The sequence below is a fragment of the Vibrio sp. McD22-P3 genome, assembly GCF_021568915.1.
GTDB classification, from domain to species: Bacteria; Pseudomonadota; Gammaproteobacteria; order Enterobacterales; family Vibrionaceae; genus Vibrio; species Vibrio mediterranei.
Genome location: NZ_JAKGTN010000003.1, coordinates 87,040 through 107,723, shown reverse-complemented (window position 1 = coordinate 107,723; position 20,684 = coordinate 87,040). Strand labels below are relative to the sequence as shown.

Sequence of the window (20,684 nt, the reverse complement as noted above, 5' to 3'; positions counted from 1 at the left end):
GATTCAGGGGCGTTATTGTTCACTATGTTACTGGCTTAAATCTGCCAACTTATCAAAGTAGTCAGGGAACGTTTTTGACGTACACTTAGGATCGTTGATCGTCACTGGTGTGTCACTCAACGCAACGAGAGAGAAACACATTGCCATTCGGTGATCATCATACGTGTCAATCGCAGCATGTTTTAGGTCATCGGTTGGCTCGACGATAATATAGTCTTCACCTTCTTCTACTGTGGCACCTACTTTTCTCAATTCGGTAGCCATAGCCGCAAGACGATCTGTTTCTTTTACTCGCCAATTATATACGTTACGAATTGCAGTTGTGCCCTTTGCAAAGAGTGCCGTCGTAGCAATAGTCATGGCGGCATCAGGGATATGATTATAGTCCATATCAATACCCACTAATTCACCTTTACGACACAGAATGTAGTCATCACCCCATTCAATCTCTGCACCCATTTTTTCTAGTGCGTCGGCAAATCTAATATCACCCTGAATACTGTTCTTACCGATACCCGTCACCTTTATCTCACCGCCTTTAATGGCTGCAGCAGCAAGGAAATAGGAGGCTGAAGACGCATCCCCTTCTACCAAAAACTGGCCTGGAGACTGGTATTGTTGACCACACTTAATAATAAACTGTTGATAGTCACGATTTTCAACTTTGACACCAAACTGCTCCATTATATGCAGCGTAATATCGATATATGGTTTTGATACCAATTCACCGACTATTTCGATAGTGACATCAGCCTTTGCTAGTGGTGCAGACATCAAGAATGCTGTTAAAAACTGACTGGAAATGGAACCATCAATTTTGACCAGTCCACCTGTCAAACCGGTACCAACGATCTTTAGAGGCGGATAGTTTTCTGCTTCTAGATATTCGACGTCCGCACCAGCTTGCTTAAGCGCATCAACCAAGTGACCAATGGGTCTTTCCTTCATCCTTGGTTCGCCAGTAAGAACATATTCGCCTTCACCAAGGCAAAGCGCAGCTGCTAGAGGACGCATCGCGGTACCCGCATTGCCAAGAAATAGTTCTTTTGGTTCCGAGACACTGAATGGCTGGCCTAAACCTTTAACGATGCATTGAGTTTTGTCTTCGGATAACTGATACTCGACTCCCAAACTGGTGAGGGCGTTAAGCATATGACGAATATCATCACTATCTAGAAGATTGGTTAGTGTGGTCGTACCTTCTGCCAGTGCAGCAAGCAATAAAGCACGATTCGAGACACTTTTTGAACCTGGAAGGTTAACCGTTCCGGATACTTTTTGGATGGGTTGGAGTGTTAAGCTTTCCATTAGTTGAATCTAATCCTTTGTAGACACTTCAGTCCTTGTAATGAAGCGTCTTAAATAATTCTTGGTAGTTGCAGCGTAACTAAAATACAAGGTAAACACCAGAGCTAATACACCTCTAGATGGTCAATATCTCGACACTCAGTACTAGCCAACTAGTACTGATGAAAATTAATAAATGAGTCGGTATTGCTTATAATTAATAGAAAGGAACGCGACATTACAACACTATGACGATCTACCTGACAGAACTAGACAGCAATGACTTTACATTTCCCTCTCCTTTCGAAGCGCTTGATGAGCCCAATGGCTTGCTAGCGTTTGGCGGTGATCTCAACCCACAACGACTGCTGTCTGCCTATCAACATGGCGTTTTCCCATGGTTTGGCCCAAATGAACCACTTCTATGGTGGAGTCCAGCCCCGAGAGCCGTATTTGATCCATCTCTTTTCCGTCCGGCAAAAAGCCTGCGTAAATTTCAGCGCAAAGCAGATTATCGAGTCACGATGAATACATGCACATCGCAAGTTATAGAATATTGCGCAAGTACACGTCCTATCGAAGAAACTTGGCTAAATGAGGATATGCGTTCTGCGTATGGAGAGTTAGCAAAAAAAGGTCATTGTCATTCCGTCGAAGTTTGGAACGATAATGCCCTAGTTGGTGGGCTTTACGGACTTTCCATTGGCCAAGTCTTTTGTGGCGAATCGATGTTTTCTCTGGAAACTAATGCTTCCAAGATTGCTCTCTGGTACTTTTGTCATCACTTTAAAAACCATGGAGGCAAACTCATCGACTGCCAAGTTATGAATCCGCACTTGAACTCACTAGGAGCACAAGAACTGACCCGCGAGCAGTTTATAACGGCTTTGCATGATTTACGTGAACAAACCGTACAAGATTCCTGTTTTTCTCAACAAGAGCTATCATTTCCTATACAACAGGAGATGAGTTGATGAACATGGCTGTCCAACAGATCCGAATTGGTCTGAGTCGCAAACAAGACTGTAGCTATTTGCCCGCTCAACAGGAGCGAGTGGCTATTGTTTTGGAAAAAGAACTGCATGAAGCCAATCAATACGAAATGTTATTAGCTAATGGCTTTAGAAGAAGTGGGGACGCCATTTATAAGCCTCAATGTGACCATTGCAGTGCCTGTCATGCGTTGAGAGTAGCTATCGATGATTTTAAGCTATCTAAGAGCCAGAAACGTCTGCTTGCCAAAACCAAATCATTTCACTGGGAGATAAGACCAACATTAGACGAAGAATGGTTTGATCTTTACTCTCGCTATATTGAGAAACGTCATTCAACAGGCAGTATGTATCCACCAAGACAACAAGAGTTTTTTGAGTTTGCACAGTGTTCATGGATGACCTTGCACTATCTGCACATCTTTGACGATGATAAGCTGATAGGGATCGCCATCACCGATATTCTCTCTGATAGCGCCAGTGCTTTTTATACCTTCTTCGACCCTGACTACACATTATCTCTCGGTACGTACGCTGTTTTGTGTCAAATTGAATACTGCCAACGATATAACAAACAGTGGCTCTATTTGGGCTACCAAATCGATGATTGTTCAGCAATGAACTACAAAACACGGTTCCAACGTCATCAAAGGCTAGTAAATCAGCGATGGCGAGGGTAGAATACACCGCAACTTTACTTATTAAGATTTTAACGGCACAATGCCTGCCGTTAAAACGCCGCATTTCGAAAGAGGATTAAATGGCTAAAGAAGACGTAATTGAGATGCAAGGTACAGTCCTTGATACTCTACCAAACACAATGTTCCGTGTTGAACTAGAAAACGGTCACGTAGTTACTGCGCACATCTCTGGTAAGATGCGTAAAAACTACATCCGTATCCTTACTGGTGACAAAGTAACTGTAGAGATGACTCCATACGACCTAACTAAAGGCCGCATCGTCTTCCGTGCTCGTTAATCTCAACGTTTAAACGAACACAAAAAAACGGAGCTTAGGCTCCGTTTTTTGTTATCCACTAAGTAGCGATTCAGATGAAGAAGCGCTAGTGATGCGCTTCTGCTTCTTCCTTAGCGCCCACATATTCAAACGCTAAATCATCATCTTTAAGGGACACTTTCACCGTTCCGCCATCAACCAACGAACCAAATAAGAGTTCATTCGCCAGTGGTTTCTTAAGCTTGTCTTGAATAACACGACCCATAGGTCTTGCACCCATTGTCTTGTCGTAACCCTTAATCGCAAGCCAATCGCGAGCATCATCAGACACTTCTAACGAAACGCCTCGAGAATCCAACTGCGCTTGAAGTTCAACAATAAACTTATCAACCACTTGATGTATAACCGTGTCATCTAGGCTGTTGAACCAGATGATACCATCAAGACGGTTGCGGAACTCCGGAGTGAACACACGTTTAATGGCACCCATCGCGTCTGGTTTGTGATCTTGTTGAATCAGACCAATAGATTTCTTCTCAGTCTCAGCAACACCTGCGTTACTCGTCATTACCAAAATTACATTGCGGAAGTCAGCTTTTCGGCCATTGTTATCCGTTAGCGTACCGTTATCCATGACTTGCAGTAGCAAGTTGAAGATATCAGGGTGCGCCTTCTCAATCTCATCCAGTAATACTACAGAATGTGGATGCTTGATAACCGCATCGGTTAGCAATCCACCTTGATCGTAGCCTACATAACCTGGAGGAGCACCGATCAAACGGCTTACTGAGTGACGCTCACCGTACTCCGACATGTCAAAACGAAGCAACTCGATACCCAATAGCTTAGACAATTGAACGGTCACTTCCGTTTTACCAACCCCAGTTGGGCCAGCAAACAAGAATGAGCCAACAGGTCTATCATCATTACCTAATCCAGCGCGAGTCATCTTGATTGCTTCACAAAGCACGTCAATGGCTTTGTCTTGACCAAAGACCAGCATCTTCATCTTGTCATCAAGGTTTTGAAGAATATCCTTGTCTGAAGAAGATACAGACTTCTCTGGAATGCGTGCCATCTTAGCAACCATCGCTTCGATATCCGCCACACCAACCGTTTTCTTACGACGGCTCACCGGAACCAAACGACTGCGTGCGCCCGCCTCATCGATAACGTCAATAGCCTTATCAGGTAAATGGCGCTCGTTGATGTACTTCGCTGACAATTCAACGGCAGCACGCAACGCTTTGTTAGTGTAACGAACCTCATGGTGCTCTTCATATTTAGGCTTAAGGCCCATCAAGATCTTAGTCGTATCATCTAAAGAGGGTTCCACTACATCAATTTTCTGGAATCGACGTGATAGTGCACGCTCTTTATCAAAAATGTTGCTGTATTCTTGGTAAGTTGTAGAGCCAATACAGCGCAGTTTGCCGCTGCTTAGAAGAGGTTTAATAAGGTTTGCTGCGTCTACTTGTCCACCAGAAGCCGCACCCGCACCGATAATTGTATGGATCTCATCAATGAATAGAATGGCGTCATCTTCTTTTTCCAGTTGCTTGAGAATTGCTTTGAAGCGTTTCTCGAAATCACCACGGTATTTAGTACCCGCAAGTAGCGAGCCGATATCGAGCGAGTAAATAACACTGTTTTGGATAACATCAGGCACTTGACCTTCAACGATTCTCCAAGCCAAACCTTCAGCGATAGCAGTTTTACCAACACCGGCCTCACCCACCAACAGTGGGTTGTTCTTACGACGACGGCATAGCACTTGAATCGTACGCTCAAGCTCTTTATCACGGCCAATAAGAGGGTCTATGTTGCCCGCTTTCGCCACTTGGTTCAGATTCGTTGCAAAGCTTTCGAGACGATCTTCACCGTTGGCTTCTTCAATGTTCTCACTACCACCACCAAGTGAGCCACTCGATGGTTCGTCACCAGTTGGACCGATGTTTTTGGTGATGCCGTGAGAAATAAAATTAACGATATCTAAACGGCTAATGTCATTTTTCTTAAGAAGGTAAGCAGCATGTGATTCTTGTTCACTAAAAATCGCTACTAAGACGTTAGCGCCTGTTACTTCACTGCGCCCAGAAGACTGTACATGGAATACGGCGCGTTGAAGAACACGTTGGAAACTTAAAGTAGGTTGTGTTTCTCGCGTGTCGTCGGCATCAGGGATAAGAGGAGTTGTTTGATCAATGAAAATGTCGAGCTCATTACGCAGATTCTCTAAATTTGCGTTACAAGCAGTTAGTGCCTCTTTAGCCGAGTCATTTTCCAACAAAGCTAAAAGGAGATGCTCTACGGTCATGAATTCATGTCTTTTGTCACGTGCACGAGCAAATGCGCCGTTCAGACTCGATTCTAATTCTTTATTAAGCATAAGTACCTCCTAAGGAATGACAAACGTCATTCATGCGAAAATTAGGCTTTTTCCATGGTACACAAAAGTGGGTGTTCATTTTCCCTTGAATACATGGTCACTTGAGCAACTTTCGTTTCCGCGACTTCAGATGTGTAGGTGCCACAGACAGCTTTACCTTCATAATGCACCGCTAACATCACTTGAGTCGCTTTATCTTCGTTGAGTGAAAAAAAGCGTTCCAAGATTTCTACTACAAAGTCCATCGGCGTATAGTCATCGTTGTTTAACACAACGTTGTACATTGCCGGCGGCTCAACCTTAGTTTTTTCTTTCTCCAGTAAGTCTGAGTCTGGAGTCACCCATTCAAAATTTTTACTCATGGCCAAATGTTGAGAGTTTTCTTTTAATTTCAAAACACTGTGCTGAATTTCAATGCTCAAAGCTTCGCTAGAAACACCTAAGACCCAACACTCAAAAAACATCTCTATTAAGAGACTAATGCACCAATTGTATCGCTGCAAACAAAACAATGCTATTAGTGTGTGTCACATATGAGCCAAGTTGAAAAAACTTTCGCCTCCCTCATAAATAGAATACATGAAGCTCATGCAAACAGAAGGTAGATTTTACACTTTTGTTAAAACCAAAGCGCATATGTATAGAATATGTAGTTATTTATACGACTTTCCTATTGACTCCGCTCAATGTTTGACTACAGTGGTTAATTAGTGACTAAAATTTAACAAGTTTTGCATCGGTATTCCCCACAGAGTAAGAATACCCTTACAGCAAAAAACACATTCAAAACGGATGAATGTAGTTTAGAGCCACGACTTAGGTTGTGGTTAGTTAGTTTGAATCACAGCAAAGAAGAAGCAAACACGATTGGTCAGTGTCTTCAAAGCGACTTCAGTAACAAAAAATGCATGAGGGATGTATAGCATGGCTACAGGTACAGTAAAATGGTTTAACAACGCCAAAGGATTTGGGTTTATTTGTCCAGAAGGCGAAGATGGTGACATTTTCGCACACTACTCCACGATTAAGATGGATGGCTACCGTACTCTGAAAGCGGGTCAACAAGTGAATTACGAAGTAGAAGAAGGGCCAAAGGGCTACCACGCTAGCTCAGTTACGCCTGTCGAAGGTGACATAGCGAAGTAGTTTCACAAAACAATCACCCATTACAGAAGACACGACCTATAAAAAAACCACCTTTCGGTGGTTTTTTTATGCCTTTCACAATTCGATGTTTAGCGATTAGCCAACAATGTTATTCAATGTGGAGCTTGGACGCATTAACGTTGAAGTCTTTACATCGTCAAATTGATAGTAACCACCAAGATCGCCTGCAACGCCTTGAGCATTGTTTAGCTCAGAAACAATAACACTCTCGTTTGATGCAAGGTGCTCTGCAATTGGCGCGAACTCGTCTGCTAGTGCTTTGTCTTCTGTTTGAAGAGCTAGTGCTTGAGCCCAGTATAGAGCTAGATAGTAGTGAGAACCACGGTTGTCTAACTCACCAACGCGACGTGATGGCGACTTGTTGTTGTCTAGGAACTTGCCTGTTGCTTCATCAAGAGCTTTCGCTAGTACATTCGCTTTTTCTTTACCAGAAACGACCGCTAGATGCTCTAGAGAAGCTGCTAGTGCTAAGAATTCACCTAAAGAGTCCCAGCGTAAGTGATTTTCTTTTTGAACCTGTTGAACGTGCTTAGGCGCAGAGCCACCAGCGCCTGTTTCAAATAGGCCACCACCGTTCATCAATGGAACAATAGATAGCATCTTCGCCGATGTGCCAAGTTCAAGAATTGGGAACAAGTCTGTGAGGTAGTCACGTAAAACGTTACCAGTGACAGAAATGGTGTCTTCACCCTTCTTGATTCGGTCTAGTGAGAACAGTGTTGCTTCCAGTGGAGCTTTCACATAAATTTCTAGACCTGACGTATCGTGCTCTGGAAGATATTGATTCACTTTTTTGATCAACTCAGCATCGTGGGCACGGTTCTCGTCGAGCCAGAATACCGCTGGCGTACTTGATGCACGAGCGCGTGTCACAGCCAGTTTCACCCAATCTTGAATCGGAGCGTCTTTCACCTGACACATACGGAAGATATCGCCTTCTTCAACTGACTGCTCAATAAGCACATTGCCGGCTGTATCGATAACTTCAACTTTGCCATCACCTTTTAGGATGAAGGTCTTATCGTGTGAACCGTACTCTTCTGCTTTTTGAGCCATTAGACCTACGTTTGGCACACTACCCATCGTCGTTGGATCAAATGCACCATTCTCTTTACAGAAGTCGATAACTGCTTGATAGATACTTGCATAGCTACGATCAGGGATCATTGCTTTGGTATCTTTCTGCTTACCATCCGGGCCCCACATTTGGCCAGATGAACGAAGCATCGCTGGCATAGAAGCATCAACGATAATGTCACTTGGTACGTGTAGGTTGGTAATACCACGGTCAGAATCAACCATTGCAAGTGCAGGTTGAGTTTCATAAACAGCTGCTAGATCGGCTTCAATCTCAGCTTTTTGAGCGGCTGGTAGTGAGGCGATTTTTGCGTATACATCACCAATACCGTTGTTTACATCAACACCTAGTTCTTCAAATAGCTGACCGTGTTTTGCAAATACATCTTTGTAGTAAACTTTAACTGCGTGACCAAAAATAACTGGGTCAGAGACCTTCATCATCGTCGCTTTCATGTGCAATGAAAGCAGAACATCTTGCTGTTTCGCCTCTGCAATTTGCTCTTCAAAGAAAGACACCAACGCTTTCTTGTTCATTACAGATGCGTCGATGATTTCACCCGCTTGTAGGGCAACCTTCTCTTTAAGAACGCTAGTCTCGCCAGTAGCTGAAGTAAATTGAATCTTCACATCCGTCGCATCAGCAACTGTGACCGATTTTTCACTACCGAAGAAGTCTTTATCTGCCATGCTAGAAACATGAGACTTAGAATCTTTCGACCATGCTCCCATTGAATGCGGGTTTTTCTTAGCATAGTTCTTCACAGATAGCGGTGCACGTCGGTCTGAGTTACCTTCACGTAAAACCGGGTTTACCGCACTGCCTTTGATCTTGTCATAAGTAGCTTTGATAGCTTCTTGTTCTGGCGTGCTTGGCTCTTCTGGGTAGTTTGGCAAATCATAGCCATTTGCTTGAAGTTCTTTAATAGCAGCCTGTAGCTGTGGGATAGACGCAGAGATGTTTGGTAGCTTGATGATGTTCGCTTCTGGTGTTTTCGCCAGCTCACCAAGTTCAGCTAGTGCATCACCAATACGTTGCTCTTCTTTGAGGTATTCAGGGAAGTTAGCAATAATACGCCCTGCTAGTGAAATGTCTCTCGTTTCAACACTGATACCAGATGAAGCAGTAAATGACTGAATGATTGGCAGCAACGAGTAAGTTGCGAGCGCTGGAGCTTCATCAGTGATGGTATAGATAATTGTCGGCTTTTCTGTAGGCATGAAATTTCCCTATCGTTCTAATTGGGTATGAGTACCCTTATTAATCAACGTGCCTTCATCAAGGACACGTAAACGTTATGACGGAACGCGATTGAGTGGTTGATACAAAAAGTTTGCACATGAAAACCCTCTCAATTGGGCTTTTTTTGTTCAGTCAAACGAAATCCTAAGCACTTATAATTAAACAAATTTGGGCAATTAGTCTATTATCTTGTGCGTTATTCCTGTTTTTGAGCGCGCTTATGATAGCTCAAAACAACCGTAGACAAAACTACACCACACAGTTTGTTTACATTTTTGCAAGGTAGTTAACATGACGAATAAAACAGCGGCACCTCGTAGTAAGTCGAAAAGCCGTGCTGCTTCTACACGTTTCAAACAGCACTCAGGTCCAGGAAGTAGACCGCGAAAGTCCACTTCGAAACCTGCGGTTAAACGAAAAACAGACACTAACCGAAGCAGACTACCCATTGAAGAACGCAAAGTGATCCTCTTCAACAAACCTTATGACACTTTAAGTCAATTCACAGATGGTGACGGACGTAAAACACTTGCCGATTACATAGCTGTCAAAGATGTATACGCCGCCGGACGCCTCGACAGAGACAGCGAAGGGCTGATGGTTCTTACCAACGATGGTATTTTGCAAGCTAGACTGACTCAACCAAAATCCAAGTCAGAAAAAACCTATTGGGTTCAGGTCGATGGAGCGCCCAGTGAGGATGACTTAGATAAGCTGCGACGCGGTGTAGTGCTTAAAGATGGGCCTACATTGCCTGCGAAAGTAAGCCTTATGGAAACGCCTGACGTTTGGGAGCGTCACCCACCGGTGCGCTTTCGTGCCAACATTCCTACCACATGGTTAAGCATTACAATTATTGAAGGAAGAAATCGACAAGTACGTCGAATGACAGCCAATATTGGTTTCCCAACATTAAGGCTTATTCGTGCTTCGATGGCAGGGTTTGAGATTGGAGGCTTGCAGCCAGGTGATTGGTTGGAAATCCCCACCGATCACCCAGCTTTAAAGAGATAAGTAATCCAAAGCAAAGCTATTATTGCTGAGCAACAATCGCCCTCACATGCTCAAGGTCTTCAGGAGTATCTACCCCAGCAGGTGGTGCTTCCTGAGCCGTTGCGACGTGGATTTTTTCTCCATACCACAGCACTCGAAGCTGCTCTAGGCACTCAATTCGTTCAAGTGCACTCGGCTCCCATTCTACATAAGTCTTAATAAACCCAGCACGATAAGCATAGATGCCAATGTGTCTCAGTAGAGGGTTAGTTGCACGTTTTTTCGGCTCTGCAGCGTAAGCATCTCGATCCCAAGGTATCGTTGCTCTACTGAAGTACAGCGCATAACCTTGCTCATCCGTCACTACTTTTACCGCATTCGGGTTAAAGACTTCTGATTCATTCTCAATCGTTACACCGAGGGTAGCCATTGGCGCCGTGCTGCTCTCAAGATTATTAGCAACTTGCTTAATAATGCATGCTGGAATCAAAGGTTCATCACCTTGTACGTTCACAACGATGTGATCGGGTGCGATTTTCATCGACGCAACCACTTCCGCTAACCGCTCGGTGCCAGACTCGTGAGATGGAGAAGTCATACAAACTTCGGCACCAAATTGTTTTGCAGCGAGCTCCACTCTTTGGTCATCGGTTGCGATGATCACGCGATCGGCACCAGATTGTAGTGACTTCTCATAAACGTGCTGGATCATCGGTTTGCCACCAATATCCGCTAACGGCTTACCTGGCAAACGAGAAGATTCATACCTTGCTGGGATAATGACCGTAAAAGACATTAGCGTCCCTCTTCCATACTCATTTGTCTCGCTTCAGGCTCTAGTAAAACCGGAATACCCTCTTTAATCGGATAAGCAAGACGATCAAGCTTACAGATAAGCTCTTGCTTATCTTTATCAAAAGTGAGTTTTCCTTTACATACTGGGCATGCCACGATTTCAAGAAGTCTGTGATCCATAACTTTCTATTACCTTGTTTATTTTTTTGAGTATTTCCCTACCGTCTTGCTCAGTAAATTGAGCCGATACAGGTAAATACCACCAATTGTTTTGTGCAAATGAACGACATTTTACGGCATCTTTCTCCGTCATAATGACGTTATCAGACCCATCACTTAGGGCATATAATTGTTCCGGTTGAAAATCTTTATGGTCTGCAAAGCCTTGGCTGCGCACCACATCTGCATCAAGATCATTCAACGTCTTAAAAAAACGTGGAGGATGGCCAATACCAGCAAACGCAGTGAGTTGCCCTAGTTCGGTCACAGCTTTGCTCTCATTGGTTGTTAGATTGATAGCAAGCTCAGGCTGTAATTCAAAACGCTTCTCTTGCCCTAAACGAGGCTCCCCGCCATTGGTAACAACAAGGTCTACTTCTTCCAAGCGAGACAGCGTTTCTCGTAGTGGTCCTAGTGGAATAGATTGCTCATTACCAAAGCGGCGCACTCCATCAACCACTACAATTTCCATTGCTCTATCAAGCGCATAGTGCTGTAGACCATCATCGGTGATAATCACATCAACACCAAGACTTTCTAGTGCCTTGACTGCATTCGATCTTATCGGATCCACAACAACAGGGACTTTGGTTCTTTCATAAATAAGCTTCGGCTCATCGCCACAGGCTTTAGTACTGGTCTGGGTTTCCACTTGCAGAGGATAATGATTAGATTTACCCCCATAACCTCGAGAGACTACTCCAGGTTTGAAACCTTGACGTTGCAAATTCTCAACCAGCCAAATAACGATCGGTGTCTTACCATTACCACCAGCGGTAATATTACCAACGACAATCACAGGCACAGAAGCGCGGTAGCATTCTTTTGAACCATCACTGAAAGCTTTCCTACGTCGCTTCGCAATCGCTCTATATAACGCACTAAGTGGCCACAAAAGCGGCCACCATAAGTAGTTTAGTGGATTACGACCAAACCACAGTTTCTCAATCACTCGTTGTCACCAAACTGAATTTTATGCAGTTGAGCGTACGCACCTTTATGTGCAAGTAACGTATTGTGATCACCTCTTTCGATGATCTCACCGTCATCAACAACGAGAATTTCGTCAGCTTCTTCGATTGTTGATAAGCGATGAGCTATAACTAGCACCGTTTTATCCTTTTGAAGTTCATCCAACGCAGATTGAATCGCGCGCTCAGATTCAGTATCTAATGCCGAGGTTGCCTCGTCCAAAATCAGAACGGGAGCATCACGCAACAAAGCTCGTGCAATCGCGAGACGTTGCCTCTGACCACCTGACAAGCTTGCGCCATTTTCTCCAATCACGGTATCAAGGCCGTTGTCGAGACCATTAATGAACTCCATAGCATGAGCTAATTTAGCCGCATGCTCGATTTGCTCTCGGCTATATTCGCCATCAGTTGCATAGGCAATGTTGTTGGCGATAGTATCGTTAAACAGATGAACATTTTGAGAAACCAACCCGAAATGCTTACGCAAGTTGGTCAGCTTGATATCATCAATCTTGTGACCGTCAAGTTCAATATGTCCACTATCGACGTCATAGAAGCGTGTAAACAAGTTAGCGATGGTACTTTTGCCCGAACCTGAACGCCCTACAAGCGCAATGGTTTTACCCGCAGGAAGCTCAAAACTAACATGGCGTAACGCTGGCTTTTCGGTTCCCTGATAAGTGAAAGTGATATCGTTAACTTTAATGTCGCCTTTCACTTTCGACAGCTCAACTTTACCAGTATCACGCTCCGTATCTAGGTCCATTAACCCAAATAAAGTTTGGCTCGCGGCCATACCACGCTGGAACTCAGCCGTAACACCAGTCAGTGCTTTCAATGGACGCATCAATGAGAACATAGCCGAGAAAATAACCGTAAAAGTACCCGCGGTAAGTTGCTCACGAATCTCATCGAAACTTGCCAAATAAAGGACCGCAACCAATGCTAATGAGGCAATCATTTGAATCACAGGATTCGCTACCGCTGAGGCTGCTACCATCTTCATGGTTTGCTGCCTCATTTGGTTACTCATCTGATCAAAACGCTCTTTCTCAACTTGCTGACCACCGTAACTCAACACTACCTTATGACCTTTTAGCATCTGCTCGGCTGAGGTGGTCATATGACCCATCGAGGTTTGCATGTTGCGAGAGATCTTTCTAAAACGCTTAGATACAAAGCTAATCGCCCAAGCTACGACAGGAGCGACAGCGAAAAGAACCAGCGATAACTGCCAGCTGCTCCAGAACATCAGTATCAATAAACCCATGATACTTGCCCCTTCTCGGACAATACTGACTAGCGAGCGACTCGTCGCTCCTGCAACTTGTTCTGAGTCATAAGTAATCCGAGAGAGCAGCCCACCAGTAGACTCTTTATCAAAAAAGGAGACTGGCATGTGCATAAAGTGACTGAATATTTTGCGTCGTAGTTCCATGACGACTTTGCCGGATACCCAACTCAAACAGTAGGTCGAGACAAATCCACTGGTGCCACGTATGAACATCATTCCAAGAATGATAAAAGGAAGGACTTTTAAGAAATTCGATTCGACATCACCAAAACCTTCATCGAGTAGAGGCTTAAGTAGTGATAGCATGTAGGTATCTGCAGCAGCATTGATCACCAGTGCGATCACCGCAACGACGAGACCCGCTTTGTACTCTCGAATATAAGTCCAAAGACGCTTAAAGGTCTGCAGCGTCGTTTCATCTTGATTTAGCGACATAATTATTGTTCGTTTTCTTTTATCTATCTGTTCATTCTACTCTGCTTCGCAACATCTGCCTATACCAAGGGTCGAGGTTCTGGTTGCGAAGCGTTGAAACGGTTAATTCTCCATCAAAAAAGACAAAATTAATCTGCCCCAGCGTACCTGTTTCATACCATTGAGCACCTTGCTCTAGGTATCGTTGTTTAACCAAGTCGTTAGGCAGTTGCCAGTGGGAACGAAATTTCGTAGAGGCCACAACGTGCTCAGCATGAATCAATTGTGTCAAAAACGTAGAAGAGCAGGTCCGGCTGCCATGATGAGGAACACTCATAACATCAACATCTAGTTCAGAGAGTGTTCTGGCGATCAATATTTCACTGACTTTCTCAATATCGCCTGTAAGCAATATTCGATGAACTGAATTGTCTCCCTGAACAAAACTAATCAGAACCACACAAGAGTGTGGGTTGTAAGCTCTATCCACTCTCTTCGGAGGCCACAGTGCCTCAAATCGAACTGCCTTCCATTGCCAAGTTCTACCTCGAATACAGAGTTGCTCTTCTGTCAATCCATCTGGCTTCTTGACCCAATCAGGCTTCCAATAATTACGGAGTTCAATTTCACCACCAGCGTGGTCATTATCAGCATGACTAATAATAACTCCGTGCAGGTCTCTAACCCCTATTGCTAAAAGATTGGGAGTCACTACTGCGCTCGCCATAGAGAAAGTTGGACTCGCACGTCCTGTATCATAAAGTACCGCTTGTTCTCCCTGTTTGATGGCAACAGAGAGCCCGTGGGCCACATCAAAAAAGTGGACACTAACTTTTTGCCCGCTTTGTTTTAATGGCAATGTGACAGCACATAATATCAGTAATAGTGTCAGCCACTTCAATGACACTACTTTTCTCAGGACCAACGTGAAAATTAAAGGTATTGCATAGAAAGCAAAATAAGCTGGAGCGTTAAGCCAGAACCAGTTTGATAGGTTCAAAGAGTAATCAAAGGGCATCATCAGCATTTCGACCAATGCCCAGATTAAATTCTCCTTCTCCGACAGTACGGTCACTACAGTCGCTAAGAGCAATAAAGGTACGACTAAAAAACTAAACCATGGGACAAACAACAAGTTATAGAAAGGCGACGCGACAGCAACCCCTTGAAATAAGCTGACCACAATTGGAATGAACAGTAAGCAGAGCAAAACATGGGTATACAACACAGTGCGAACACCAAATTGATAGGAAACAACCGAGTTGGTCACCATGAGTGCGGAGACAGCGAGAAAGGAAAGCCAAAAACTGGCACTTGCGGAAGAAAAAGGCATCAAGGTGAGTATGAGAGAGGCCGCTACTAATAAAGTGGTCATACTCATTATCCGGATGTGAATAATGCTAAGCGAATTGGCAATGACAAGCATGAGTAGAGCGCGAACTGTTGGCGTAGCAAACCCACCTAAAGCCGCATAAAAAAACGCTAACACTAATCCTGTGAAGATACCTAACAATAAACGTAACTTCGTCGTTTTATAACGTAGTTCTGTTGGTAGAAGCAAAGTCAACACCAGCAGTGCCCCTCGCCCAACCAAATACCCAACGGCAAAAACTATTCCTATATGTAGGCCAGAGATGGCAACTAGATGAGACAGTCCGCTCTGTTTTAATCGCAACCAGTCTTCACCCGCGAGTTTGCTTCTGTCACCGAAAATTAACGCTAAATAATAACCTTGATGTAGGCTGTTTGCGGTCACAGACGTTACCAACCGATGTATTTTCGAACGCCAATCATACGTACTACGAACCATAAAATGACTGTCATCCGATAGAACACCATCGGCTAAAAACCGATTAGAAAAATAGTATCGCTCTTTGTCGAAACCAACCTGATTAAGAACACCAACAACGGGTTTTAGTTGAACCAAAGCTTGGAGTTCATCGCCCATTGTTAACGCTATCGGTGCATATAACTTAACGCTAGGCCTCTCAAAGAATGACAATTTTTCTCCATTAATCGATAAAATCGTCAATTCAACCTCATATCCACGAGTTATTTTTTTAAAATAGCTGTCAACTCGTCCTTTTATGGTAATATCTGTGCCAAATCGGTAAAGCACCTCTGATTGGTGCTTGTAAAGATTCCCTTGTATCAAAGCCACGGACATTGCAATAAAAACCACTGCAATTATCGAGCAGCGTTTTATTAGTAAGGCTATGCTAATTAAGGATGTAGGAATCAACCAGTAGTAATGAGGCATCATTGGCCACCATGCAACACTGATAAGTGTTAGTGAAAAAACCAACGGTGCAACAATGCCTGTTAAGAGAGTCATGTTTCCCTATGCCAAGAAAGTTCATTAAACGTTTCATGCCCGATCACGAGATGATCAAGCGACAAAAGGCATTGAAAGTGTTCGGCAATGTCCTCTATAACCCAAACCTTTGGTGTTTAAATCGACGCTCAGCGGCAGGCGCTTTTGCGGTTGGTTTGTTTATGGCTTTTGTCCCACTACCTAGCCAAATGATTATGGCGGCAGGGTTAGCTATCCTGTTTGGTGTAAACCTTCCTTTATCGGTCGCACTTGTATGGATTAGTAACCCTGTGACCATGCCAGTACTATTTTATTTTGCGTACAAGATCGGCGCATTTTGCTTGAATACGCCTCCGCAGCCATTCCATTTTGAGTTGTCTTGGCAATATTTATCCGACCAAATGACCACCATTGGCCCCCCGTTCCTCTTAGGGTGCGCGATATGTGGTATTGTTGCTTCTGTTGCTGGGTATTTCGGCATTCGTGGCCTTTGGCGTTACTCTGTGGTTCGCAGTTGGCAGCAACGCGCTACAAGATAACGTTAGCTTGAAACTGACAACAGAGTCGTAAACAGAAACTACGAGTGTGACGACACTTCTAAGCAACAAGACTGTCGACCAAATATGAAAAAGCCCGTCAATGAATATCATTGACGGGCTTTTTCTTGAGATTAAATTACTTGGCGCTCAATACTGAAGCAGGGTTTAACTGACTTGCCTTAGTTGCTGGATACCATGTCGCAATCAGACTTAACACCGTTGCAGTCCCCGCCACTAAAGCCACATCACTCCAAACCAACTCAGATGGCAGAAAGTCTACAAAGTAAATATCGCCAGATAAAAACTTATGACCAATGAGAGACTCAAGGCCAGAAACCAATGGAGTGAGATTCAGTGCCACTAAACTACCCAGCATACCACCGACAATACTACCCACTACGCCAGAAAATACACCTTGCCAGATAAAGATGCGTTTTATGAGGCCATCTGTGGCGCCCATCGTACGTAATATTGCGATTTCAGATGCGCGATCTTTTACCGCCATCATCAGTGTTGAAACAATATTGAAGCACGCAACACCAATAACCAGAACCATCACCAAATACATAATGGTTCGAACTAACTGAATATCTCGATATAGGAAACCATATTTTTGTTTCCAGCTACGTAAATAGACATACTCCGTTAAGGTATTGCCCACCTCTCTAACAATCAAAGGGGCATTGAATACGTCATCTACTTTTATAGAAACGCCAGTAACTTGATTACCTAGTCGAGCATACTGCTGAGCATCTGCTAACGGAACAATCGCCAAGCTATGGTCAATCTGTCCATTTAACTCGAGCAAACCAGATACTTGGACTCGAACTCGTCTTGGTGCTTGCACTTTGCTGGTGTTGCTAGTGGTTGGGATCATTAACGTTACGTAGTCACCTACTTTTGCACCCACTTGATCTGCGACCCCTTTGCCGAGGATCACTTGCTGTTCACCGGCATGAAAATTTTGCCAAGCAGTGCCTTTCACAAAGCCTGGTAGTGTCGACACTTTGGTTTCAAGTTCGGGGTCAACGCCGCGAACTTCAACAGCTTTGAGTAGGCTGCCCTTTTCAACTAAAGCTGTCATTCGAATATAGGGTGCAGCCGCCTCTACTTTTGAGTGTTTCATTGCCGAGTCCATCACCTTTTGCCAATTTTTGATCGGAGCATTCACACCTTCAAACTCACCATGGGCAATTACGGATAACACTCTATTCTTCAGCTCGCGCTCAAAGCCATTCATCGCAGACAAACCAATGACAATCACCGCCACCCCAACGGCGATGCCAACAATGGATGAAATCGAAATAAACGACACCATTTTGTTACGTTGTTTGGCTTTGCTAAAACGTTTACCAATAAAAAACGATAGTGACACATTAGCTCCTTGAATTACGCAATTTTGGCATCGAGTAGCAGGCCATCTTGCATATGCATCTGCCTATCCATTTTCGCGGCTAACTCATTATCATGAGTCACCACTAGAAAAGCGGTTCCGTATTCTTGGTTAAGTGTTCGCATCAAATCATATATAGATAAAGCCGTAGTATGGTCAAGGTTACCGGTCGGCTCATCAGCCAACACTAACGCAGGCTTATTGACCAAAGCTCTAGCGATGGCAACTCGTTGGCGCTCTCCTCCCGAAAGCTCAGAAGGTCGATGCTCTAAACGATGTTTTAGCCCCACACGCTCTAGTAATGCACTCGCTTCGGCCTTCGCAAGTTTGGTTCCCATACCACCAATGAGTAACGGCATCGCCACGTTTTCTACCGCTGTAAAGTCACTGAGTAGATGATGGAACTGATATACGAACCCTAAGTGTTCATTACGAAGCTTGGCTTGTTGGTTGCTGCTTAAAGTCAGTAGAGGCTCACCAAGGAAAGTAACCTCCCCTTCCGTTGCCTCATCCAAAGCACCTAGTATGTGAAGTAGCGTTGACTTACCGGAGCCAGAAGAACCAATTATAGACACCAGCTCACCTTTGGAGATCTCAAAACTCACGCCTTTAAGTACCTCGGTATCCACCGCCCCATCGTGATACGTTTTTCGAATGTTTTGACAGGCGATTAACGGACTACTCATATCTTAAAGCCTCTGCTGGTTTAACGGATGATGCTCGGAAAGAAGGAAACAGTGTGGCTGCTAAACTCAGCAACACAGCGCAAATAACAACGACAATAATTTGGCTAGGATTCACCACTATCGGCAACTGTCCACCAAAGCTAAATAAAGCGACACCCATGACTTCCAATAGGCTATTAAGGTTGTTTGCCAACAACACACCAAGAATGCCACCAACAATGGCTCCTAGTGCACCACTGCTGGCCCCCTGAACCATAAAGATGGCGAGCACTTGACGGTCAGTCATGCCTTGCGTTTTCAAAATGGCGACTTCTGATTGTTTCTCCATCACCACCATAATCAGTGCGGAAATAATATTGAACGCCGCTACGCCGATAATGAGCCCAAGCATCAGCCCCATCATATTCTTTTCCATTTTTACTGCTTGGAATAATTCGCCACGTTGATCGCGCCAGTCACTCCATAACCAACCATCCGGCAATGGCTGTTCACTTAAATTGGAAACAACGAACGGGTCATTAAAAAACAGTCTCCATCCACTCGCTTCATCGGCTTTGTAACGCATTAACTTGGCGGCATCTTTCAAATGAGTTACGACTAATTGGCCATCCACATCGGAGCCAGTGCTATAAAGCCCAGCAACAGTAAACATTCGCTGACTCGGGATTCGCCCAAGCGGCGTATACTGGCTAGCACTGGTAACCATTAGTCTTACCTTATCGCCAACGCGCACATCGAGCTCTCGGGCAAGCGTATGACCCAACAAAACCTGATACTTTCCTGCTTGTAAATTATCTAGGCTACCACTTACCAGACGATAGCGAATCGGATCATCAGTTTCGGGCTCAATTCCAATCATCATGGCAGCAGACAATCCCTGATGGCTTTGGACCACAGCCTCACTGCGGACAATAGGGACCGCTGGCTGACTAGTAGCAAAACTATTCAGCAACGCATCTGGCTTGTCATTTAAGTCGACTCGACCTGAATCATGTGAAATAACCGCTTGAGGCAAAACGCCAAGAATTCGACCTTTCAGTTGAGCTTCAAATCCGTTCATTACTGAGAGAACAGTAACGAGCGACAAAACACCGATAGTGATTCCTGCGGTCGACATATAAGATACGAACCGACTAAAGCGATCGCCTGAGCGACCTCTTAGGTAACGTAATCCAATAAAAACGGGCAAAGGGTGAAACATAATAATGGCCATGGGACGAAATCTATGAGTAATGTAACCAGAAAACCCATTGGGTTGTAGCCCCGATTGTAAATTTCCTTTTAAATTACGTACTTTTGACCTTTCATTCGGTCATTTTCTTGATAACTCAGACATACACAGAGATAATTAATTCAAGTCGATTAGGAAAAATGTATGCAGCAGAACGAATTCTTCACCGTAAATGGACCTTTAAAAGCCAACATTGAGCCATTGGCACTTGGTAGTACTCTACCCGACCTAGACCAATACATTGCTGAAATTCCAGCTCCGTTTATGGCATCGAGTGAATTTAGTCTGCTCGATCAGCAAAATGACGCTGCAAAGCACGAACTGAATCAACATAACCTCAAGCACGTTGCCGAGTTAATTGAACAGCAAAACAGCAAGCTTAATTTGCTGCTTAATTATATTATTTCGCAACAAGATGACCCTGCACAACGCCATGTGACTCACAGTTTTGGTGCAGGTCAACTTACCTATATCACTTCAGAAGCACTGAAAGTTGGTCAAGTAGCCAAGGTGAAGCTTTTCCTAGATCACCCACCTGCTGGTATATATTGTTATGCAGAAGTCACCGATATACAGAACTCCGAATCAGGCCAATTGGTTACGTTGAGTTTTGTGCGAATCCTTGAAGAACACCAAGACCTACTAATTAAAGCCGCTTTGTACCAACAACAGAAATTGCTTCGACAGCGCTCGCTAGACAGAGACAACCAATAAATACT

General features: G+C 44.2%; 19 protein-coding genes. 7 read left to right on the top strand and 12 right to left on the bottom strand.

Annotated elements, in window-relative coordinates; translation table 11 throughout:
* Positions 1-27: 27 nt before the first annotated feature.
* The gene (aroA, locus tag L2W36_RS04440) at positions 28-1,308 is read right to left on the bottom strand and encodes a 3-phosphoshikimate 1-carboxyvinyltransferase (protein ID WP_236109427.1); all 1,281 of its coding nucleotides are present in this window, start codon (positions 1,306-1,308) and stop codon (positions 28-30) included.
* Positions 1,309-1,535: 227 nt separating this feature from the next.
* Here aroA and aat point away from each other — a divergent pair, with 227 nt between their 5' ends.
* The 3 genes from aat (at position 1,536) to infA (ending at position 3,258) form a co-directional block, all read left to right on the top strand.
* Positions 1,536-2,261, top strand: coding sequence for a leucyl/phenylalanyl-tRNA--protein transferase (gene aat / locus L2W36_RS04435; RefSeq protein WP_198558058.1), 726 nt, complete (start codon positions 1,536-1,538; stop codon positions 2,259-2,261).
* Complete coding sequence (locus tag L2W36_RS04430; protein ID WP_198558059.1) at positions 2,261-2,959, top strand: arginyltransferase; 699 nt, start codon at positions 2,261-2,263, stop codon at positions 2,957-2,959. The genes aat and L2W36_RS04430 overlap by 1 nt, the downstream gene beginning before the upstream one ends.
* A gap of 80 nt (positions 2,960-3,039) precedes the next feature.
* Positions 3,040-3,258 (top strand): translation initiation factor IF-1, encoded by a 219-nt coding sequence (gene infA, locus L2W36_RS04425; RefSeq protein WP_006075347.1) that lies wholly within the window; start codon positions 3,040-3,042, stop codon positions 3,256-3,258.
* Positions 3,259-3,343: 85 nt separating this feature from the next.
* Here the strand turns inward: infA and clpA are convergent, their stop codons facing one another.
* Complete coding sequence (gene clpA / locus L2W36_RS04420) at positions 3,344-5,626, bottom strand: ATP-dependent Clp protease ATP-binding subunit ClpA (RefSeq protein ID WP_006075346.1); 2,283 nt, start codon at positions 5,624-5,626, stop codon at positions 3,344-3,346.
* 41 nt (positions 5,627-5,667) lie between these two features.
* Positions 5,668-5,988, bottom strand: coding sequence for an ATP-dependent Clp protease adapter ClpS (gene clpS / locus L2W36_RS04415; protein ID WP_031494481.1), 321 nt, complete (start codon positions 5,986-5,988; stop codon positions 5,668-5,670).
* Positions 5,989-6,550: 562 nt separating this feature from the next.
* Here clpS and cspD point away from each other — a divergent pair.
* Positions 6,551-6,772, top strand: a complete 222-nt coding sequence (cspD, locus tag L2W36_RS04410; RefSeq protein ID WP_006075342.1) for a cold shock domain-containing protein CspD — start codon at positions 6,551-6,553, stop codon at positions 6,770-6,772.
* A 96-nt stretch (positions 6,773-6,868) separates the two neighbouring features.
* On the opposite strand, the gene L2W36_RS04405 is transcribed toward cspD, so the two are convergent.
* Positions 6,869-9,091 carry an NADP-dependent isocitrate dehydrogenase gene (locus tag L2W36_RS04405; RefSeq protein ID WP_006075341.1) on the bottom strand — a complete coding sequence of 741 codons (2,223 nt, stop codon included), beginning with the start codon at positions 9,089-9,091 and terminating at the stop codon, positions 6,869-6,871.
* 313 nt (positions 9,092-9,404) lie between these two features.
* Between L2W36_RS04405 and L2W36_RS04400 the strand changes: the two genes are divergently transcribed.
* Positions 9,405-10,127, top strand: coding sequence for a pseudouridine synthase (locus L2W36_RS04400; RefSeq protein ID WP_236109426.1), 723 nt, complete (start codon positions 9,405-9,407; stop codon positions 10,125-10,127).
* Positions 10,128-10,146: 19 nt separating this feature from the next.
* On the opposite strand, the gene kdsB is transcribed toward L2W36_RS04400, so the two are convergent.
* Genes kdsB through L2W36_RS04375 form a run of 5 tightly spaced genes read right to left on the bottom strand, consistent with a single transcriptional unit; the run spans position 10,147 to position 16,137 of the window.
* Positions 10,147-10,902: a 3-deoxy-manno-octulosonate cytidylyltransferase gene (kdsB, locus tag L2W36_RS04395; protein ID WP_198558060.1), complete on the bottom strand. Its 756-nt coding sequence runs from the start codon at positions 10,900-10,902 to the stop codon at positions 10,147-10,149.
* On the bottom strand, positions 10,902-11,081 hold the full coding sequence (locus tag L2W36_RS04390; RefSeq protein ID WP_006075338.1) for a Trm112 family protein: 180 nt from the start codon (positions 11,079-11,081) through the stop codon (positions 10,902-10,904). Before L2W36_RS04390 ends, kdsB begins: the two co-directional genes overlap by 1 nt.
* Positions 11,062-12,072, bottom strand: coding sequence for a tetraacyldisaccharide 4'-kinase (gene lpxK, locus L2W36_RS04385; RefSeq protein ID WP_236109425.1), 1,011 nt, complete (start codon positions 12,070-12,072; stop codon positions 11,062-11,064). The genes L2W36_RS04390 and lpxK overlap by 20 nt, the downstream gene beginning before the upstream one ends.
* The gene (msbA, locus tag L2W36_RS04380; RefSeq protein WP_236109424.1) at positions 12,069-13,823 is read right to left on the bottom strand and encodes a lipid A ABC transporter ATP-binding protein/permease MsbA; all 1,755 of its coding nucleotides are present in this window, start codon (positions 13,821-13,823) and stop codon (positions 12,069-12,071) included. Before msbA ends, lpxK begins: the two co-directional genes overlap by 4 nt.
* A gap of 31 nt (positions 13,824-13,854) precedes the next feature.
* Positions 13,855-16,137 carry a DNA internalization-related competence protein ComEC/Rec2 gene (locus tag L2W36_RS04375; protein WP_236109423.1) on the bottom strand — a complete coding sequence of 761 codons (2,283 nt, stop codon included), beginning with the start codon at positions 16,135-16,137 and terminating at the stop codon, positions 13,855-13,857.
* An 8-nt stretch (positions 16,138-16,145) separates the two neighbouring features.
* On the opposite strand from L2W36_RS04375, the gene L2W36_RS04370 reads away from it, so the two are divergent.
* Positions 16,146-16,655, top strand: coding sequence for a DUF2062 domain-containing protein (locus L2W36_RS04370; RefSeq protein WP_006075333.1), 510 nt, complete (start codon positions 16,146-16,148; stop codon positions 16,653-16,655).
* Between the two features lie 136 nt (positions 16,656-16,791).
* On the opposite strand, the gene lolE is transcribed toward L2W36_RS04370, so the two are convergent.
* Genes lolE through lolC form a run of 3 tightly spaced genes read right to left on the bottom strand, consistent with a single transcriptional unit; the run spans position 16,792 to position 19,935 of the window.
* A complete protein-coding gene (gene lolE / locus L2W36_RS04365) occupies positions 16,792-18,030 on the bottom strand; it encodes a lipoprotein-releasing ABC transporter permease subunit LolE (protein ID WP_063606526.1) in 1,239 nt (412 codons plus the stop codon).
* Positions 18,031-18,044: 14 nt separating this feature from the next.
* On the bottom strand, positions 18,045-18,734 hold the full coding sequence (lolD, locus tag L2W36_RS04360; protein ID WP_236109422.1) for a lipoprotein-releasing ABC transporter ATP-binding protein LolD: 690 nt from the start codon (positions 18,732-18,734) through the stop codon (positions 18,045-18,047).
* A complete protein-coding gene (gene lolC, locus L2W36_RS04355) occupies positions 18,727-19,935 on the bottom strand; it encodes a lipoprotein-releasing ABC transporter permease subunit LolC (RefSeq protein WP_038223394.1) in 1,209 nt (402 codons plus the stop codon). Before lolC ends, lolD begins: the two co-directional genes overlap by 8 nt.
* 174 nt (positions 19,936-20,109) lie before the next feature.
* Here lolC and L2W36_RS04350 point away from each other — a divergent pair, with 174 nt between their 5' ends.
* Positions 20,110-20,679 (top strand): PilZ domain-containing protein, encoded by a 570-nt coding sequence (locus tag L2W36_RS04350; RefSeq protein WP_006075597.1) that lies wholly within the window; start codon positions 20,110-20,112, stop codon positions 20,677-20,679.
* Positions 20,680-20,684 lie beyond the last annotated feature (5 nt).

Bases quoted from the DNA above. Each gene is read 5' to 3' on its own strand.
- aroA (WP_236109427.1), bottom strand. From the start codon at position 1,308: ATGGAAAGCTTAACACTCCAACCCATCCAAAAAGTATCCGGAACGGTT.
- aat (WP_198558058.1), top strand. From the start codon at position 1,536: ATGACGATCTACCTGACAGAACTAGACAGCAATGACTTTACATTTCCC.
- L2W36_RS04430 (WP_198558059.1), top strand. From the start codon at position 2,261: ATGAACATGGCTGTCCAACAGATCCGAATTGGTCTGAGTCGCAAACAA.
- infA (WP_006075347.1), top strand. From the start codon at position 3,040: ATGGCTAAAGAAGACGTAATTGAGATGCAAGGTACAGTCCTTGATACT.
- clpA (WP_006075346.1), bottom strand. From the start codon at position 5,626: ATGCTTAATAAAGAATTAGAATCGAGTCTGAACGGCGCATTTGCTCGT.
- clpS (WP_031494481.1), bottom strand. From the start codon at position 5,988: ATGAGTAAAAATTTTGAATGGGTGACTCCAGACTCAGACTTACTGGAG.
- cspD (WP_006075342.1), top strand. From the start codon at position 6,551: ATGGCTACAGGTACAGTAAAATGGTTTAACAACGCCAAAGGATTTGGG.
- L2W36_RS04405 (WP_006075341.1), bottom strand. From the start codon at position 9,091: ATGCCTACAGAAAAGCCGACAATTATCTATACCATCACTGATGAAGCT.
- L2W36_RS04400 (WP_236109426.1), top strand. From the start codon at position 9,405: ATGACGAATAAAACAGCGGCACCTCGTAGTAAGTCGAAAAGCCGTGCT.
- kdsB (WP_198558060.1), bottom strand. From the start codon at position 10,902: ATGTCTTTTACGGTCATTATCCCAGCAAGGTATGAATCTTCTCGTTTG.
- L2W36_RS04390 (WP_006075338.1), bottom strand. From the start codon at position 11,081: ATGGATCACAGACTTCTTGAAATCGTGGCATGCCCAGTATGTAAAGGA.
- msbA (WP_236109424.1), bottom strand. From the start codon at position 13,823: ATGTCGCTAAATCAAGATGAAACGACGCTGCAGACCTTTAAGCGTCTT.
- L2W36_RS04375 (WP_236109423.1), bottom strand. From the start codon at position 16,137: ATGACTCTCTTAACAGGCATTGTTGCACCGTTGGTTTTTTCACTAACA.
- L2W36_RS04370 (WP_006075333.1), top strand. From the start codon at position 16,146: ATGCCAAGAAAGTTCATTAAACGTTTCATGCCCGATCACGAGATGATC.
- lolD (WP_236109422.1), bottom strand. From the start codon at position 18,734: ATGAGTAGTCCGTTAATCGCCTGTCAAAACATTCGAAAAACGTATCAC.
- lolC (WP_038223394.1), bottom strand. From the start codon at position 19,935: ATGTTTCACCCTTTGCCCGTTTTTATTGGATTACGTTACCTAAGAGGT.
- L2W36_RS04350 (WP_006075597.1), top strand. From the start codon at position 20,110: ATGCAGCAGAACGAATTCTTCACCGTAAATGGACCTTTAAAAGCCAAC.